The sequence below is a fragment of the Rhizobium sp. ZX09 genome (assembly GCF_017357485.1).
GTDB lineage: Bacteria > Pseudomonadota > Alphaproteobacteria > Rhizobiales > Rhizobiaceae > Agrobacterium > Agrobacterium pusense.
The window spans coordinates 1,817,014-1,835,111 of sequence record NZ_CP031363.1 but is presented as its reverse complement, the minus strand read 5'-3'; the positions used below and the strand labels follow the sequence as shown (position 1 = coordinate 1,835,111).

General features: G+C 59.9%; 14 protein-coding genes. 13 read left to right on the top strand and 1 reads right to left on the bottom strand.

Translation table 11 applies throughout. The features are described 5' to 3' along the window. Nucleotide 1 precedes the first annotated feature (1 nt). The 6 genes from murD (at nt 2) to BTN45_RS09255 (ending at nt 7,092) form a co-directional block, all read left to right on the top strand. Nucleotides 2-1,411 carry a UDP-N-acetylmuramoyl-L-alanine--D-glutamate ligase gene (gene murD, locus BTN45_RS09280; protein WP_207587384.1) on the top strand — a complete coding sequence of 470 codons (1,410 nt, stop codon included), beginning with the start codon at nt 2-4 and terminating at the stop codon, nt 1,409-1,411. Nucleotides 1,412-1,416: 5 nt separating this feature from the next. Further along, complete coding sequence (gene ftsW, locus BTN45_RS09275) at nt 1,417-2,571, top strand: putative lipid II flippase FtsW (protein WP_004442795.1); 1,155 nt, start codon at nt 1,417-1,419, stop codon at nt 2,569-2,571. A 6-nt stretch (nt 2,572-2,577) separates the two neighbouring features. Beyond that, complete coding sequence (gene murG / locus BTN45_RS09270; RefSeq protein WP_207587376.1) at nt 2,578-3,714, top strand: undecaprenyldiphospho-muramoylpentapeptide beta-N-acetylglucosaminyltransferase; 1,137 nt, start codon at nt 2,578-2,580, stop codon at nt 3,712-3,714. Beyond that, nucleotides 3,711-5,126 carry a UDP-N-acetylmuramate--L-alanine ligase gene (gene murC / locus BTN45_RS09265; protein ID WP_004442790.1) on the top strand — a complete coding sequence of 472 codons (1,416 nt, stop codon included), beginning with the start codon at nt 3,711-3,713 and terminating at the stop codon, nt 5,124-5,126. Before murG ends, murC begins: the two co-directional genes overlap by 4 nt. Continuing rightward, nucleotides 5,123-6,088 carry a UDP-N-acetylmuramate dehydrogenase gene (gene murB / locus BTN45_RS09260; RefSeq protein WP_004442789.1) on the top strand — a complete coding sequence of 322 codons (966 nt, stop codon included), beginning with the start codon at nt 5,123-5,125 and terminating at the stop codon, nt 6,086-6,088. Before murC ends, murB begins: the two co-directional genes overlap by 4 nt. A 194-nt stretch (nt 6,089-6,282) precedes the next feature. Beyond that, nucleotides 6,283-7,092: a GGDEF domain-containing protein gene (locus BTN45_RS09255; protein WP_207587374.1), complete on the top strand. Its 810-nt coding sequence runs from the start codon at nt 6,283-6,285 to the stop codon at nt 7,090-7,092. A 90-nt stretch (nt 7,093-7,182) separates the two neighbouring features. Here the strand turns inward: BTN45_RS09255 and BTN45_RS09250 are convergent, their stop codons facing one another. Next, nucleotides 7,183-8,487 (bottom strand): MFS transporter, encoded by a 1,305-nt coding sequence (locus tag BTN45_RS09250; RefSeq protein WP_207587372.1) that lies wholly within the window; start codon nt 8,485-8,487, stop codon nt 7,183-7,185. A 542-nt stretch (nt 8,488-9,029) separates the two neighbouring features. Between BTN45_RS09250 and BTN45_RS09245 the strand changes: the two genes are divergently transcribed. The 7 genes from BTN45_RS09245 to recN all read left to right on the top strand — a co-directional run bounded on the left by BTN45_RS09245 (nt 9,030) and on the right by recN (nt 18,070). After that, a complete protein-coding gene (locus BTN45_RS09245; protein ID WP_207587370.1) occupies nt 9,030-9,956 on the top strand; it encodes a D-alanine--D-alanine ligase in 927 nt (308 codons plus the stop codon). Beyond that, on the top strand, nt 9,953-10,876 hold the full coding sequence (locus tag BTN45_RS09240) for a cell division protein FtsQ/DivIB (RefSeq protein WP_246751688.1): 924 nt from the start codon (nt 9,953-9,955) through the stop codon (nt 10,874-10,876). Before BTN45_RS09245 ends, BTN45_RS09240 begins: the two co-directional genes overlap by 4 nt. After that, nucleotides 10,873-12,204, top strand: a complete 1,332-nt coding sequence (gene ftsA, locus BTN45_RS09235) for a cell division protein FtsA (protein ID WP_004442783.1) — start codon at nt 10,873-10,875, stop codon at nt 12,202-12,204. The genes BTN45_RS09240 and ftsA overlap by 4 nt, the downstream gene beginning before the upstream one ends. A gap of 91 nt (nt 12,205-12,295) precedes the next feature. Then, nucleotides 12,296-14,050, top strand: a complete 1,755-nt coding sequence (ftsZ, locus tag BTN45_RS09230; protein ID WP_004442782.1) for a cell division protein FtsZ — start codon at nt 12,296-12,298, stop codon at nt 14,048-14,050. A 271-nt stretch (nt 14,051-14,321) separates the two neighbouring features. After that, nucleotides 14,322-15,281: a UDP-3-O-acyl-N-acetylglucosamine deacetylase gene (gene lpxC / locus BTN45_RS09225; protein ID WP_004442781.1), complete on the top strand. Its 960-nt coding sequence runs from the start codon at nt 14,322-14,324 to the stop codon at nt 15,279-15,281. Nucleotides 15,282-15,514: 233 nt separating this feature from the next. Beyond that, nucleotides 15,515-16,381: an outer membrane protein assembly factor BamD gene (locus tag BTN45_RS09220; protein WP_207587360.1), complete on the top strand. Its 867-nt coding sequence runs from the start codon at nt 15,515-15,517 to the stop codon at nt 16,379-16,381. Nucleotides 16,382-16,396: 15 nt separating this feature from the next. Then, on the top strand, nt 16,397-18,070 hold the full coding sequence (gene recN, locus BTN45_RS09215) for a DNA repair protein RecN (protein WP_004442779.1): 1,674 nt from the start codon (nt 16,397-16,399) through the stop codon (nt 18,068-18,070). Nucleotides 18,071-18,098 lie beyond the last annotated feature (28 nt).

Genomic DNA, 18,098 nt, shown 5'->3' with positions numbered 1-18,098 from the left:
GATGATCCCGGTCACGTCGTTCAAGGGTAAGAAAGTCGCTCTTTTCGGGCTCGGCGGTTCGGGTCTTGTCACGGCCCGGGCGCTGGTCGCCGGCGGTGCCGACGTCGTGGCTTTCGATGATAATCCTGACAGCGTTGCAAAGGCCGAGGCCGAGGGCATCAAGACGGCGGATCTCCACACGATTGACTGGTCGAGTTTCTCCTCCTTCGTGCTGGCACCGGGCGTGCCGCTGACGCATCCGAAGCCGCACTGGTCCGTCGATCTGGCGAAAGCCTCCGGCGTCGAGATCATCGGCGATATCGAGCTCTTTGTCCGTGAACGTCGTGCGCACGCGCCGGATTGCCCCTTCATTGCGATTACCGGGACCAACGGCAAGTCGACCACCACGGCGCTGATCGCACATATTCTGAAATCGGCTGGTCGCGATACGCAGCTTGGCGGCAATATCGGTACGGCGGTACTGAGCCTCGATCCGCCGAAGGCGGGACGCTTCTACGTTGTTGAGTGCTCATCCTACCAGATTGACCTGGCGCCCACGATCAATCCAACAGCCGGCATTCTTCTCAATCTCACCCCCGATCATCTCGACCGGCACGGTACGATGCAGCACTATGCCGACGTCAAGGAACGGCTTGTTGCCGGCAGCGGCACGGCGATTGTCGGTGTCGATGACAGCTACTCGACGCTGATTGCCGATCGCGTTGAGGGTGCCGGCGTCAGGGTCGAGCGCATTTCCAAGCGCAATGTTGTTTCCGAAGGTCTTTATGCCGAGGGCAGCCGCATCCTGCGGGCGCATGGGGGAACTTCGTCGTTACTGGTCGATCTCGACGGTATCCAGACGCTTCGCGGCAGCCACAATGCGCAAAATGCGGCGGCGGCAATTGCGGCCTGCCTTGCAGTCGGTGTTTCCGAGGATGAAGTTCGTGCAGGTCTCAAATCCTTCCCCGGCCTCAAGCATCGCATGCAGCCGGTTGGCCGACGCGGCAATGTCACCTTCGTCAATGACAGCAAGGCCACCAATGCCGATGCGGCGGCACCTGCGCTTTCGAGCTTTGACCGCATTTACTGGATCGCCGGCGGTCTGCCGAAGGCCGGCGGGATTGCCAGCCTTTCACCGCTTTTCCCGCGCATCGCAAAAGCTTATCTGATCGGCGAGGCGGCGGCGGAATTTGCAGCGACGCTCGGTGAAGCGGTGCCCTACGAAATATCCGGCACCCTGGACAAGGCCGTGCAGCATGCGGCGGCGGATGCGGAAAAAGACGCGACGCCCGGCAATATCGTGATGTTGTCCCCGGCTTGCGCAAGTTTCGATCAATATAAGAACTTTGAAGTGAGAGGTGATTCGTTTGTCGCGCAGGTCGCGGCGCTCGATGGCATGACGATGCTCGTTCACTCTGGAAAAGGGGGCTGAAGGCCATGGTAAGCCGAGTTGATCGCGGTCCGGTCGCGGAATGGTTCTGGACCATCGACCGTTTCTTTCTGGCGGCATTCATCGCGCTGATGGGCATCGGCCTGATGCTGTCCTTCGCGGCGTCGCCGGCCGTTGCCGAGCGTATCGGCCTCAACAGCTTCTTTTTTGTTGAGCGTCAGGCCATGTTCATGGTGCCATCGCTGGCGATCATGGTCGGCTTGTCCTTTCTGTCGCCGCGCCAGGTGCGCCGCGTGGCGGTCATCATGCTGATCGCCTCGCTGCTGATGATGATCTTTGCACTGTTCTTCGGCATCGAGGTGAAGGGCGCGCGGCGGTGGATTTCCATCGGCACTTTCTCGATTCAGCCGTCGGAATTCATGAAGCCGGCTTTCGTCATCGTCTGCGCATGGCTTTTTGCAGAGCGGGCGCGCCATCCGGAAATTCCGGGCAATCTCTTTGCGATCATCACCTTCGGAATCGTGGCCGCACTTCTCATCGCCCAGCCTGACTTCGGCCAGACGATCCTGACTTCCGTTGTCTGGGGCGGCATGTTCTTCATGGCGGGTGTGCCGTGGTTCTGGATCATCATGCTCGGTGGTCTCGGCGTCGGCGGCATCATCTCCGCCTACCTCATGCTGCCGCACGTGGCCGGCCGTATCGACCGTTTCTGGACGGGTGAGGGCGATACGTTCCAGGTGGACACGGCGCGTGAAGCGATCATTCGCGGCGACTGGTTCGGTCGCGGACCGGGTGAGGGTATCGTCAAGCGCATCATTCCCGATAGCCATACCGACTTCATCTTCTCGGTTGCAGCGGAAGAATTCGGCATCGTTTTCTGCATGTTCCTCGTCGCAATCTTCGCCTTCATCGTGCTGCGCGGCCTGTCGCACGCCTTCAAGGAAAAGGACGATTTCTGCCGCTTCGCCGTGGCTGGCCTTGTGCTGCAGATCGGCATGCAGTCGATGATCAATATCGGCGTCAATCTGGAACTGATGCCTGCCAAGGGCATGACCTTGCCGCTGATTTCCTATGGTGGTTCGTCAATGATGGCGATATGCGTGACCGCCGGTTTCCTTCTGGCATTGACACGCCACAGACCTGAAAAGCGGGCGCAGGAGCGGAGTTTCTTCCGCGTTGGTTCCGGCGTTCCCGCGGAGTAAACGATCATGAGCAAGGGTATTGTTCTTCTTGCCGCCGGTGGAACCGGCGGCCATGTGTTTCCGGCAGAAGCGCTGGCGCATACGCTGAAGGCACGCGGTTATCAGGTGCATCTCGTCACCGACAGTCGCGCCGAGCGTTATGCGGGCAAGTTTCCGGCAGATGAAATTCATGTGGTTCCGTCTGCCACCATCGGCTCCAAAAACCCAATTTCCGTGGCGGGTTCGCTCTGGAAGCTCTGGGTTGGCCTGCGCGCGGCGCGTCGGCTGGTCGCAAAACTGAAGCCGGTCGCGGTTGTCGGTTTCGGCGGCTATCCCACCGTGCCTCCGCTGCTGGCCTCCACCGGGCTTGGAGTGCCGTCGATCATTCACGAACAGAACGCCGTGATGGGCCGCGCCAACAAGGCACTTGCCGGACGGGTAAAGGCAATTGCCGGCGGCTTCCTGCCGCCCGCCAATGGTCAATATTCCGACAAGACCGTCGCGACCGGCAATCCGGTGCGCCCAGCGGTGCTGGCCGCCTCTGAAATACCCTACACCGCCTCGCAGACAGGCGAGCCTTTCCAGCTCGTTGTCTTTGGCGGCAGCCAGGGCGCACAGTTTTTCTCGAGCGCGGTACCCGCCGCAATCTGCCTCCTGAAAGACGAGCAGCGCAAGCGCATCGTCGTCACCCAGCAGGCGCGGCCGGAAGACAAGGACAGCGTCATCGCCTCCTACCAGAAGCTCGGCGTGAAGGCGGATGTTTCGCCCTTCTTCGGCGATATGGCGTCGCGTATCGGCGAGGCCGATCTGGTCATCAGCCGCTCGGGCGCTTCGACGGTATCGGAGCTTTCGGTGATCGGCCGTCCGTCGATCCTCGTGCCTTATCCGCATGCGCTGGATCATGATCAGGCGGCGAACGCGGCTGCGCTTTCGGCGGCGGGTGGGGCAAGCGTCATCAAGCAGGCGGAGCTCTCGCCGCAGAAGCTCTCCGGCCTGCTGTCCTCGGCGCTTGCCGAACCCGAGCGGCTTTCCTCAACGGCGGCGGCGGCGAAGGCAACCGGCAAACCGCACGCGGCGGATGTGCTGGCCGATCTGGTGGAGGCGATTGCCTCTGGCCGGTCCGTACAGGAATTCAAGAAGAATATTGAAGGAGTTGGGGCATGAAGATGCCGAAAGCCATAGGCCTTGTGCATTTCATCGGCATAGGCGGGATCGGCATGAGCGGCATTGCCGAAGTGCTTCACAATCTCGGCCACCGGGTGCAGGGATCGGACCAGGCCGACAGCGCCAATGTGCAGCGTCTGCGTGACAAGGGCATCGAGGTTTTTGTGGGCCACACGGCTGACAATATCGGCGATGCAGAGGTCGTCGTCGTTTCGACCGCTATCAAGAAGAACAATCCTGAGCTCGTCGCCGCGCGGGAAAAGCACCTGCCGATCGTGCGCCGCGCGGAAATGCTGGCCGAGCTGATGCGCTTCCGTAACGCCATTGCCATCGGCGGCACGCACGGCAAAACGACGACGACCTCCATGGTCGCCACGCTCCTGGAAGCCGGCAATCTCGACCCGACCGTCATCAATGGCGGCATCATCAATGCCTATGGCACCAATGCCCGGATGGGTGAGGGTGAGTGGATGGTGGTGGAGGCCGACGAGTCCGACGGCACTTTCCTGAAGCTGCCGGCCGACGTCGCCGTCATCACCAATATCGATCCGGAACATCTCGACCATTACGGCAATTTCGACGCCGTACGCGCCGCATTCCGTCAGTTCGTCGAGAACGTGCCTTTCTATGGTTTCGGCGTCATGTGCCTCGATCATCCCGAAGTACAGGCATTGGTTGGCCGGATCGAGGACCGCAAGGTCATCACATATGGCGAGAACCCGCAGGCCGACGTGCGGTTTTCGAATGTGCGCATCGATGGTACGCGCTCGGTCTTCGACGTGGAAATCCGCCGTCGCCGCACCGGCAAGATTTTCTCTTTCAAGGACCTCGTCCTGCCGATGCCCGGCCGCCATAACGTTTCGAATGCGACAGCGGCAATCGCGGTTGCCAATCGTCTCGGTATTTCGGAAGCCGACATCAAGAAGGGGCTTGCCTCCTTCGGCGGCGTCAAGCGGCGCTTCACGCTGACGGGCGAAGCCAACGGGGTGCAGGTCTTCGACGATTACGGTCACCACCCGGTCGAGATCAAGGCCGTGCTGAAGGCGGCGCGGGAAGCCTGCAAGGGCCGCATCATCGCCGTGCACCAGCCCCACCGTTACAGCCGTCTTTCGAGCCTGTTTGATGATTTCGCGCATTGTTTCAACGATGCCGATACGATTCTTCTTGCTCCGGTTTATGCAGCGGGCGAAGATCCCATCGAAGGCGCAAGCTCCGAAGCGCTGGTTTCGGCCATCAAGGCCGCTGGCCACCGTGACGCGCGTTTCCTCGAAAAGCGGGAGGACCTTGCGTCACAGGTCGCAGCCATTGCGAATCCGGGTGATTTCGTGGTTCTCTTGGGGGCTGGGAATATCACGCAATGGGCAGCGTCGCTGCCTTCGGAATTGAAGAGCATATCAGGAAAGTCTGAATGAGACAGGTCGATGGGGTTAAATTGCTGGGGAGGCTCGGCGACGGGGTAAAGGAATTGCGGGGACGTCTGACACCGGATGCGCCTATGGACCGCGTGACGTGGTTCAGAGCCGGCGGTCTTGCGGAGGTGATGTTCCAGCCGCACGATACGGATGATCTGATTGCCTTCCTGAAAATTCTGCCGGAAGATGTGCCGCTGACCGTGGTTGGCGTCGGCTCGAACCTTCTGGTGCGTGACGGCGGTATTCCGGGCGTGGTCGTGCGCCTGTCCGCCAAGGGCTTCGGCCAGGTGGAGCTTGCCGGTGAAAACCGCATCAAGGCGGGCGCGATCTGCCCGGACAAGCATATAGCAGCCATGGCCATGGATAATGGCATTGGCGGCTTCCATTTCTATTACGGCATTCCGGGCTCCATCGGCGGAGCGCTGCGCATGAATGCGGGCGCAAACGGCGGCGAGACGCGTGAACGTGTTGTGGAAGTCTACGCGGTCGACCGTCAGGGCAACCAGCATGTGCTTTCCAATGCCGATATGGGCTACAGCTATCGCCATTCCGGCGCCGACGCAGGCCTGATCTTCACCGGTGCGCTCTTCGAGGGCTATCCCGAGGACAAGGCGAAAATCCGCGCCGATATGGATGCGGTGCGTCATCACCGCGAAACCGTGCAGCCAATCCGCGAACAGACCGGCGGCTCGACCTTCAAGAACCCCGAAGGTCATTCCGCATGGGAGCTTATCGATGAGGCGGGCGGTCGTGGTCTTGTGATCGGCGGCGCGCAGATGTCATCACTGCATTGCAATTTCATGATCAATACCGGCCATGCGACCGGTTACGATCTGGAATATCTAGGCGAGACCATCCGCAAGCGCGTGTTTGACAAATCGGGCATCCGGCTGGAATGGGAAATCAAGCGCCTGGGGTTGTTCATGCCGGGCCGCGAAGTTGAGCCTTTCCTCGGGGCCTGATACCAAACCCTCGCTCTATCTAGAAAGATACTAATATTGATCGGCCGTTTCGCTTATCGTAACGGTCGATCAATATTTTTTGCTATAATGTTAGGAAGGAAAACTTCGGCGGGCGGGACTAAATATCGACCCGCGATATTAAATACTTTTTATTTGGGAATATTAGCGCATCGGCGACTTAGGCACTTTTGAATATGATGTTGGGTCTTTGGAAAAAACAGATCAAAATGATTAGTTTTTCGGTAGCGGCGCCGCAAGGCCGCCGGCGCCTTGAGCCACTGGAATTCTCCATTCGTATCGCATGCCTTGTGACGATCATTGTGGTCCTGATGTGCGCGGGGGGCCTGTCTCTCTTAGCAAAACTCGGGTTCGTGACGGATCTCGCCAACGGTCTATTTTTAAGCCTAACGCTAGGCAGCGCTGTCGCCTTTACGGTGACCTTCCTCGTCAGTTGGCTGAATGCAAAGGAAGTTCAGCTTCTTGCACAGTCGCACGAACGCTTTCTGCATCTGAGCCATACCGACGCATTGACCGGCTTGAGCAACCGGCTTGGCCTTTATGCAGCCTGCGCCGAACTTGGCAGCGACTATTGCGTTGCCTTTCTGGACATTGATCACTTCAAATCCGTGAACGACACTTACAGCCATCTCGTCGGCGATCTTGTCATTTCAAGGGTCGCCCGCACGATAAGGGAGCATTTCGATGCTGACGCGCATGTCGCCCGCCTGGGCGGCGAGGAGTTCGTGGTCGTGCAGGAAATTGGCAGGCTGGCATTTACGCAGATGTGCGAGAAGGTTCGCGCGGCGATCGCTACCACGCCCGTGGAATACCAGGATCTACAGATCCCGGTCACGATTTCCATCGGGGTGGCTTTCCGCGGTGATGCCGAAATCTTCGACAAGGTCATGCACGATGCCGATCTCGCGCTTTATCGGGCAAAGGGAGGCGGGCGCAACCGCGTCTGCTTGACCGGACATGTCGAGCGGCGTCAGGCTGTTGCGTGAAGGTTGAAGAAGTCAGATAAAGATCAAGGCGGATAAGAAAAAGCCCGCGAAACTAAGGTTTCGCGGGCTTCTTTGATCGCTGGTCCGGGTTCAGACTTCGTCCTTGCGGGACAGAAGAATGCAGGCCAGCGTGATGATGGCAGAGACGCAGAGGTAATAACCGACATAGCCCATGCCGTAGTTCACCTGCAGCCATGTGGCGATGTAAGGCGCCAGCGACGCGCCGAAGATGCCTGCCATGTTGAAGGTGATGGAAGAGCCGGTATAGCGGACGCGGGTCGGGAAGGGGGCGGCGAGCGCCGTTCCGATCAGGCCGTAGGTCATGCCCATCAGCATCATCGCCAGAGCTGCGAAGACGAAGATCGAGCCTTCGCTGCCGGTCATCAGGCCGGGCAGCAGGAAGGAGAACAGGCCGATCAGCACTGTCGTCAGGATCAGAATTTCGCGGCGACCGAATTTTTCCGCAAGCTTGCCGGCAATCGGAATGAAGATACCGAAAACGACGGAGCCAAGGATCTGCACTTCCAGCGCGTCGAGGAACGGAATTTTCAGGACCTTGACGTTGTAGGAGAGCAGATAGGCCGTGCCGATGTAGAAGAGCACGAAGGTGGCGAGCGCCACAAAGGTGCCGAGCAAGAGGCTGCGCTTGTGGTTGCGGAACAGTTCCGCAACCGGCACGGCCACACGTTCTTCCTTTTCGATGGCCTTCTGGAAGTCGGGCGTTTCGGTGATCGACAGGCGAACCCACATGCCGACCGCGATCAGGATGATCGAGGCGACGAAGGGAATGCGCCAGCCCCAGCTGAGCAGGGCTTCCTGCGACATGAAGTGAAGCAGAATCCAGAACACGCCTGACGAGAGGAACAGGCCGACGGGTGCGCCAAGCTGCGGGAACATGCCGTACCAGCTGCGCTTGCCGGGAGGGGCGTTTTCCGTGGCGAGCAGGACGGCACCGCCCCATTCGCCACCGAGACCGAAGCCCTGGCCGAAGCGGCAAAGCGCGAGCAGCAGCGGCGCCAGAACGCCTGCCGTCTCATAGGACGGCAGCAGGCCGATCACGACCGTCGAGACACCCATGGTCAGCAGTGCCGCCACAAGCGTCGTCTTGCGACCGACGCGGTCGCCATAGTGGCCGAAGACCACGGCGCCGAGGGGGCGGGCGAAAAAGGCGATGGAAAAAGTTGCGAAAGACGCCAGAAGCGCCGTCATCGGATCATTGTTCGGGAAAAACAAGGTCGGGAACACGAGCACTGCGGCCGTGGCATAAACGTAGAAATCGAAAAACTCGATGGTCGTACCGACCAGACTGGCAGTGAGAACTCGTGCAGGCGAATTTGTCTTTACAGCGTTCGAATTGTCAGCGGTCGGCGATACCGGAGATATCGCGTCGGTCATGGTATTGGTTCCATTTTGGATGATTGCAATGTCATGCCTTGGGAGGCAACATCTGCGTTAACGCAATTTTTGTTCCTATGGAATGCTAAAAAAGAAATAATGCAGATAATGTGATCCGTCAGGGCGACACGTCTGGTCACGGCTTCGGAGAATGTTTCGTCGATTGAGAGACTGATTCAGGCCGCGGTTTTAAAACCCTGAAACGGCAGATAATTTGCCTGGGGAATAATCCTGTCTGTTAACGTTTCGTCCTTGCCTTTGTCGCGCGGCAGTAGACGCGCCGGCGTCGTTTTATTTCAGATCATTGAAAACCTGCATGTTGCAATCCGCGCAACTCTCTGATTCCAAGGAGGGAATCCGGATCAGTGCTGATTCTTTAACGAAACTCAGCACGTTGGACGCGGCGGTTAACGAAAGTAAACGATTCATTAACCTTAATGGCGTTTAACTGATCTCAAGGGTCATGTACCAGAATCACCGTTTTTGAAATCCGGTCGGTTCGGAGCTTGGTCCGTAACGGAGAGTTGGTGTCAGAGGGTTCTATGAGCGGCAAGCACGTAGCTGTTCTTATGGGTGGATTTTCGTCGGAGCGGCCGGTCAGCCTGTCGTCAGGCAACGCTTGCGCGCAGGCTCTGGAAGACAAGGGCTACAAGGTCACCCGTGTCGACGTCGGCCGCGATGTCGCCGCCGTGCTTGATGCGCTGCGCCCGGACGTCGCTTTCAACGCGCTGCATGGGCCCTTCGGCGAAGACGGCACCATTCAGGGCATCCTCGAATATCTCGCCATTCCCTACACACATTCCGGTGTGCTTGCTTCCGCGCTTGCCATGGACAAGGCACAGGCCAAGAAGGTTGCTGCTGCCGCCGGCATTCCTGTCGCCGCCGAGCGAGTCATGAACCGCTTCGATTTCACCAGCGAGCATCCGCTGACGCCGCCTTATGTGGTGAAGCCGGTACGCGAAGGTTCGAGCTTTGGCGTCGTTATCGTCAAGGAAGACCAGTCGCATCCGCCGCAAATCCTCACCTCTTCGGAATGGCGCTACGGTGATCACGTGATGGTGGAGCGCTACATCCATGGCCGCGAACTGACCTGCGGGGTGCTCGACGGCGAGGCGCTGGGCGTCACCGAAGTGGTGCCGCTCGGTCACAATTTCTATGATTACGATGCGAAATATGCTGCTGGTGGCTCGAAACATGTCATTCCCGCAGAAATTTCACCGAAAATTTACCAAAAAATTCAAACACTGGCGGTTATGGCGCATCGGGCGATCGGGTGCCGTGGCGTAAGCCGTTCAGACTTTCGTTACGACGACCGTTTCTCAGAAGATGGCGAAGTTATCTGGCTTGAAGTGAATACACAGCCGGGCATGACGCCGACCTCCCTGGTGCCTGAAATGGCGGCCCATGCTGGCCGCTCCTTTGGTAACCTTGTCAGCTGGATGGTGGAGGACGCTTCGTGTTTGCGGTGATCGGCAAAAAGTCGACGGCAAAAAAGCGCGAGCAATTCGCGGCGGCGCCCAGCGCTGACGACCGCATGGTATTGCCGCGTCCGCTGCGTCGCGTCGTGCGCTTCGGCGTCAGCCTTGCGACCGGACGCATCCACATTCCCGCCCATACCGGTACGATTGCGGCCGTCGCCTTTTATGCGGCGACCGGGCTTTATGGCATGTCACTCGGCGGCCATACGAATATCGTCACGCAGGCAACGACCTCCGCGGCCGGTTTCGCCGTTGAGGACGTGAAGGTCTCCGGCAACCTGCAGACCTCCGAAATCGATGTTTTCCAGCTTCTTGGTCTCGATGGCAGCACGTCCCTGATCGCGCTCGACATCGACGCCGCGCGCCGCAAGCTGGTGCAGCTTCCCTGGGTTGAGGATGTCGATATCCGCAAGATCTATCCGAAGACGGTCGAGGTTCGTCTGAAGGAGCGTGAGGCTTTCGGCATCTGGCAGCACGGCTCGGAACTGTCCCTGATCGAAAAGAGCGGCAGTGTCATCGCGCCGCTGCGTGACAACAAGTTTGCCTCGCTGCCGCTTTTCGTCGGCCGCGATGCGGAAACCGGTGCTGCCGGTTTCGTCGAGCAGCTGGCTGACTGGCCGGAAATCCGCAGCCGCGTCCGAGCCTACGTGCGTATCGCCGGCCGCCGTTGGGACCTGCATCTCGACAACGGCATCGTCGTCAAGCTGCCAGAAGAAAACCTGCCGCAGGCGCTGCAGTTGCTCGCGCGGCTCGATCTGGAAGAGAAAGTTCTGTCGCGCGATGTCGCTGCCGTGGACCTGCGCCTGTCCGACCGTACGACGATCCAACTGACCGAAGGTGCCGCCGAACGCCGCCAGGCTGCCGTCGATGCGCGCACCAAGGCTCTCAAGAAAGCGGAGAAGAACACATGAGCTTTTTCGGTTCTTCCCATTTCGGTCTGCCTCGTCTGAAGCCGCTTTCTTCCAAGCGCAGCCACATCGTTTCGGTGCTCGACATCGGCTCGACCAAGGTCGTGTGCATGATCGGCCGGCTGACGCCCCGTCAGGAAAGCGAAATCCTGCCTGGCCGCACCCACAAGGTCGAAATCATCGGCATCGGCCACCAGCGTTCGCGCGGCGTGAAGTCAGGCGTGATTGCCGACCTCGACGCGCTGGAAGGCGTCATCCGTCTTTCAGTCGATGCGGCTGAGCGCATGGCGGGTCTGACCGTCGACAGCCTGATCGTCAATGTTTCCGCCGGCCGCCTGGCGAGCGATATCTACACCGCGAGCATCGATCTCGGCGGCCAGGAAGTGGAAGCCAGCGATCTGCGCAAGGTTCTGGTGGCGGCAAGTCAGCAGTCCATGCGTCAGGACCGGGCGATCCTGCATTCGCTGCCGACGGGCTATTCGCTGGATGGCGAGCGCGGTATCCGCGATCCGCTGTCGATGTACGGCGATCTTCTCGGCGTTGACATGCATGTGGTGACCGTCGAACGCACGGCGCTGAAGAACCTCGAACTTTGCGTCAACCGCGCGCATCTGTCCGTCGAGGGGATGGTGGCGACGCCCTATGCCAGCGGACTTGCCGCACTGGTGGACGATGAAGTCGAACTCGGCTGCGCCGCCATCGACATGGGCGGCGGCACGACGACGATCTCGGTTTTTGCCGAGGGCCGGCTCATCCATACGGACGCGATCGGCCTTGGCGGCCATCACGTCACGACAGATCTTGCACGAGGCCTCTCGACACGAATCGAAGATGCGGAGAGACTGAAGGTGGTGCATGGTTCGGCTTTGCTGAATGGCGCGGATGAGCGCGACATGATTTCGATCCCGCCGATTGGCGAAGATGATCGCGATCAACCATCGCAAGTTTCAAGAGCATTGGTTACCCGCATCGTGCGGGCACGTATCGAAGAGACGCTGGAATTGATCCGTGATCGCATCCAGAAGTCCGGCTTCAGCCCCATCGTCGGCAAGCGCGTCGTCCTGACCGGCGGCGCGAGCCAGCTGACGGGGCTGCCGGAAACGGCGCGGCGCATTCTTGCCCGCAACGTTCGCATCGGCCGCCCCATGGGCGTGGCTGGTCTTCCGGTCGCGGCAAAGGGCCCGGCATTTTCAACCGCCTGCGGACTGATGATCTATCCGCAGGTGGCGGACATCGAAATTCATGCGGCGCAAGGCGGAATGTTCTCGCCGTTTGGTAACGGTAGCGGCCGGATAGCCCGGGTGGGGCAATGGCTGAAAGAGAGTTTTTGAGTAGCCTCGGGGCGCAAGCCGGAGGTTTCAGAGTTGAGTTTCAAGAATCGGCCAGCGGGGCGATGCGGCCAGAGAAAGAAGGAATGTTAAAATGACGATACAGCTGCAGAAGCCTGATATCACAGAGCTGAAGCCACGCATCACCGTCTTCGGTGTCGGTGGCGGTGGTGGTAACGCTGTCAACAACATGATCACGGCTGGCCTCCAGGGCGTCGACTTCGTTGTCGCCAACACGGATGCCCAGGCGTTGACCATGACGAAGGCAGATCGGGTCATTCAGCTCGGCGTCAACGTCACTGAAGGTCTCGGCGCCGGTTCCCAGCCGGAAGTCGGGCGCGCTGCCGCTGAAGAATGCATCGACGAGATCATCGATCACCTTAACGGCACGCATATGTGCTTCGTCACCGCCGGCATGGGCGGCGGCACCGGCACCGGTGCTGCTCCCGTCGTCGCGCAGGCCGCGCGCAACAAGGGCATCCTGACGGTCGGCGTCGTCACCAAGCCTTTCCACTTCGAAGGCGGCCGCCGCATGCGTCTTGCCGAACAGGGCATCGAGGAACTGCAGAAGTCCGTCGATACGCTGATCGTCATTCCGAACCAGAACCTCTTCCGTATTGCCAATGACAAGACGACCTTTGCGGACGCCTTCGCCATGGCTGACCAGGTTCTCTATTCCGGCGTTGCCTGCATTACCGACCTGATGGTGAAGGAAGGTCTCATCAACCTCGACTTCGCCGACGTCCGTTCGGTCATGCGCGAAATGGGCCGCGCGATGATGGGCACCGGCGAGGCTTCCGGTCCGGGCCGCGCAATGCAGGCTGCGGAAGCGGCGATCGCCAACCCGCTGCTCGACGAAACCTCGATGAAGGGTGCGCAGGGCCTCTTGATCTCCATCACCGGCGGTCGCGACCTCACCCTCTTCGAAGTCGACGAAGCTGCGACCCGTATTCGCGAAGAAGTTGATCCGGATGCGAACATCATCCTCGGCGCAACCTTCGACGAAGCGCTTGAAGGCCTCATCCGCGTCTCCGTCGTTGCAACCGGCATTGACCGCGTTGCAGGCGTCGGCGAACAGAACGTTGCCGAAATGCGCGCCGCAGCCGCCGCTGCAAAGCCGCTTATCCGTCCTTCCGCGGCCGTTGCTCCCGCTCCGGCCGCAGTACAGCCTGCCGCAGTTTCGCAGGCACCGAAGGCCGTAGACCCCATCGCCCAGACCATCCGTTCGGCTGAGGCCGAAATGGAACGTGAACTCGGTTTTGCCGCACATCAGCAGCCGGCCCAGGACTTCCGTCCGCAGAGCAAGCTGTTCGCATCCTCTCCGGCTGAAGCACCGGCGGCACTTCGTCCGGCCCAGCCGGTTCAGCAGGCCGCTCCGGCTCCGGTTGCTCCGGCACCGGTCTATCACGCTCCGGAACAGCATGCTGCTCCGGCACCGCGCATGCAGCAGCCGCAGGCTCCCGTCTATCAGGAACCTGCACCGGTTGCCCGCCAGCCTGAGCCGGTTCGCATGCCGAAGGTCGAAGACTTCCCGCCGGTCGTGAAGGCCGAGCTGGACCACCGCACCCATGCCGCTCCTGCTGCCCAGGAAGAGCGTGGCCCGATGGGTCTTCTGAAGCGCATCACCAACTCGCTTGGTCGCCGCGAAGAAGAAGAAGTTCCTTCCGACATGATGGATGCGCCGAGCATGGCGCCGCAGCGCCGCGCACCGCTTTCGCCGGAAGCAAGCCTCTACGCACCGCGTCGCGGCCAGCTCGACGATCACGGCCGTGCAACGCCTGCATCGTCCAGCCACCACGATGATGACCAGCTGGAAATCCCGGCCTTCCTGCGCCGCCAGTCCAACTGAGGGCGATTCCATTAGCCTCTCGAAACGCCCGGATCCGACGATCCGGGCGTTTTGTTTATTTTACGTTATTAACACTAAATTAATTAGCGTTGTCAGCTACTTACGCATGTAACAATCCGAAACGAACAGTGATTTGTCGTGGCACGTACATGTGCGTATGTATGAGGCTGGGTAAAGGAACAGACTGACTTCGCCGGTCGTTAAAACCCGGCTTGAAAACTTGAACGGCGCTGGCCCCAAGCGGCGCGGTTTGCAAAAAAGGCATACACTAATGACTATCGGACTGCTCGGATTTCAGACAACTATCGCACATGCCGTTCAGCTTAAAGGCATTGGCGTGCATTCCGGCAATCCGGTCTCGATGACGTTCCAGCCCGCAGAAGCTGGAACGGGCATCGTCTTCCATCGCCTCCATGACAATGGCAGCGTCACCGAGCTGAAGGCAGTGTCTGCCAATGTCGGGAATACCGATCTGTGCACCGTGCTTGGCCGTTCACTTTCCCAGTCAGTAGCGACGATCGAGCATGTCATGGCCGCCATCTACGCCATGGGCCTCGACAACCTTGTCGTCGAGGTAGACGGTCCGGAAGCGCCGATCATGGATGGCAGCTCTGCTCCCTTCATTGAAGCGATCGAATCGGTCGGCATCAAGAACCTTGGCGTGAAGCGCCGCTATATCAGGGTCACCAAGCCGGTGCGTATCGATTCGGGTGCGTCCTGGGCGGAGTTCCGTCCTTATGACGGTACGCGCTTCGAGGTCGACATCGATTTCGACACGCCGCTGATCGGCAAGCAGTCCTGGAAGGGTGACCTGACGGCAGAGACGTTCAAGAACGAACTGTCGCGTGCCCGTACTTTCGGCTTCATGCGTGATGTCGAGCGCCTTTGGGCCGCCGGTTATGCACTGGGCTCCTCACTTGAGAATTCGGTTGTCATTTCCGACGACAACAGCGTCATCAACATGGAAGGCCTGCGTTACGCCAAGGACGAGTTCGTCCGCCACAAGACGCTTGACGCGGTGGGCGACCTGGCACTTGCGGGCGCTCAGTTCATCGGTTGCTACCGTTCTTATCGCGGTGGTCACAAGGTCAATGCCAATGCGCTGAAGGCCCTGCTGAGCGACCGTACGGCTTACGAGATCGTAGAGGCTCCGGCCGCACGCAACCAGATGGTGCGCGCCCGCGAATTTGTGGCCGTCAATATGCCCGAATTCGCGCCCTGGTCCGCATAAGGTCTTTTGAAGGCTATCAATTGACAGAAAAAGCCGCTCCTTCGGGGCGGCTTTTTCGTGAGACGGAGCAGGAAGTTGCAAATTATCGCCGGATAATCGTGCGATTGCATGGGGTGATGCCATAAAAATGCGTTAATGCGTCATCATTGCGTTGCCCTGCGGATGCTTTTATGGCTAGAACGCCAATACAAAGCCGATGCTTATGTATTTGCGCGGGAAGTGGGAACTGTCGAATGAAGCATGTAGGGTCTGGTGCAATGAAGGGTACGATGCGGGGGATCGCCGTTTCGTTGATGTTGGTCGGCGCGAGCGTCGTCGTCACTGCCTGCCAGTCCGATCCGGATATCGACATCACCAAGCTTGGCGTGGAGACCGATCCGCCTGACGTTCTGTACAAGCAAGCGCTGGCGAACATGAACAAAGGCAATATGACGGAAGCCTCACGCAAGTTCGAGGCGATCGACAAGCAGTACCCCTTCACCGAATGGGGCCAGAAGGCGCTTGTCATGCAGACCTTCATTGCCACGCGCACCAACAAGAACGATGTGGCAATCACCACCGGTAGCCGTTTCCTGCGGCAATATCCCCGTTCCAAGGATGCCGCTTACGTTCAGTACATGATCGGTCTTGCCTATTCGAAGCAGATTTCCGACGTCACGCAGGACCAGCGCGCCGCGCAGCGCACAGTTGAGGCGATGAACAAGGTCGTCAACGATTATCCCGATTCGGAATATGTCGCGGATGCGCAGGCCAAGATCCGTTTCGCCCGCGATCAGCTTGCCGGCCGCGAAATGCAGGTCGGTCGTTATTACCTTGAGCGCAAGGAATATCTCGCCGCCGTTTCGCGTTTCCGCATCGTCGTCGAGCAGTACCAGAACACCAACCAGATCGAGGAAGCGCTGGCGCGTCTGACGGAAGCCTATTACGCGATGGGCCTGATAGACGAAGCGCAGACTGCGGCTGCCGTTCTCGGCAACAACTATCCCGACAGCCAATGGTATGCGGATTCCTACAAGCTGCTGAAGGGCCAGGGCCTGGAGCCGCGTGAGAATAAGGGGTCCTGGATTTCGCGCGCCGGCAAGAAGCTCATCGGCGCCTGAGACGGGGCATAGGCCATGCTGGTCCAGCTCTCAATTCGCGATATCGTTCTCATCGAAAGGCTCGACCTCGGTTTCGAGGCGGGCCTTTCCGTGTTGACGGGCGAGACGGGTGCGGGCAAATCCATTCTTCTCGATAGTCTCTCGCTGGCGCTTGGCGGCCGCGGCGATGGCGGCCTTGTGCGCCACGGGGAGGAAAAGGGGCAGGTCACCGCGACTTTCGAGGTGCCGAACAATCATCCGACACGGCTTCTCCTGCGCGAAAACGGTCTCGATGACGATGGCGACCTGATTTTCCGCCGCGTGCAATCTTCCGACGGGCGCACCAAGGCCTATATCAACGATCAGGCCATCAGCGTGCAGATGATGCGCCAGCTTGGTCAGATGCTGGTCGAGATTCACGGCCAGCATGATGATCGTGCGCTTGTCGATACGGATGCGCACCGCACGCTGCTGGATGCCTTTGCCGGGCTGAGCGAAGAGGCTCGCGCTGTTCAGGCATTCTATCGCACCTGGAAAGATGCTGACCGGGCCTTAAAGACGCATCGCGCAAAAGTTGAGGCTGCGGCGCGAGAGGCGGATTACCTGCGCTCTTCCGTCGAGGAATTGGAAACGCTTTCGCCGCGCGATGGCGAGGAGGATGAACTGGCCGAACGCCGGGCGGTGATGCAAAAATCCGAACGCATCGCTGGCGATATTGCTGAAGCCAGCGAGTTCCTGAACGGCAATGCTTCGCCCGTGCCTGTCATAGCATCCATGATGCGGCGTCTGGAGCGCAAGAGCCACGAGGCTCCCGGCCTGCTGGAAGACACCGTACAATTGCTGGATGCCGCGCTGGACAATCTTTCCAATGCGCAGATGGAAGTAGAAGCGGCGCTGCGCCGCACAGAATTCGATCCGCGCGAGCTGGAGCGGGTGGAGGAGCGGCTGTTCGCGTTGCGCGCCGCCGGACGCAAATATAATGTCGCCGTGCCAGACCTCCCCGCTCTCGCCGAAAAAATGGTGGCCGATCTCGCCGATCTCGATGCCGGCGAAGAAAAGCTTGGCAAGCTCGAGGCCAATCTCGGCGTCGTGAAGGCTGATTTTGACCGTGCCGCGCAGTCGCTTTCCGACAAACGCCGTAATGCAGCGGAAGCGCTTTCCAACGCTGTCATGGCCGAGCTTCCGGCGTTGAAGCTGGAGCGGGCGCGGTTTACCGTCGAGGTCACCTCCGATCCCGAGCAGGCGACGGCCGACGGCATCGATACGGTGGAATTCCACGTGCAGACCAACCCGGGCACGCGCCCAGGGCCGATCATGAAGGTCGCATCAGGCGGCGAATTGTCCCGCTTCCTGCTGGCGCTGAAAGTGGCGCTGGCGGATCGCGGTTCGGCACCGACCCTGGTGTTCGACGAAATCGACACGGGTGTCGGTGGCGCGGTGGCGGATGCCATCGGCCAGCGGCTGCGCCGCCTGTCCAAAACCGTGCAGGTCCTTTCCGTCACCCATGCGCCGCAGGTGGCGGCACGGGCGGCGACCCATCTTCTCATTTCAAAGGGTCCGTCCGGCGATGGAAGCGAGCGTATCGCCACGCGCGTCGCCACGATGGAGCCGCAGCACCGCACCGAAGAGATCGCCCGTATGCTTGCTGGCGCGTCCGTGACGGACGAGGCAAGGGCTGCTGCCGCTCGTCTTCTAGCAGCCAAGGACTGACCCTTCGCGGCAATGCCAGTGCAGTGCC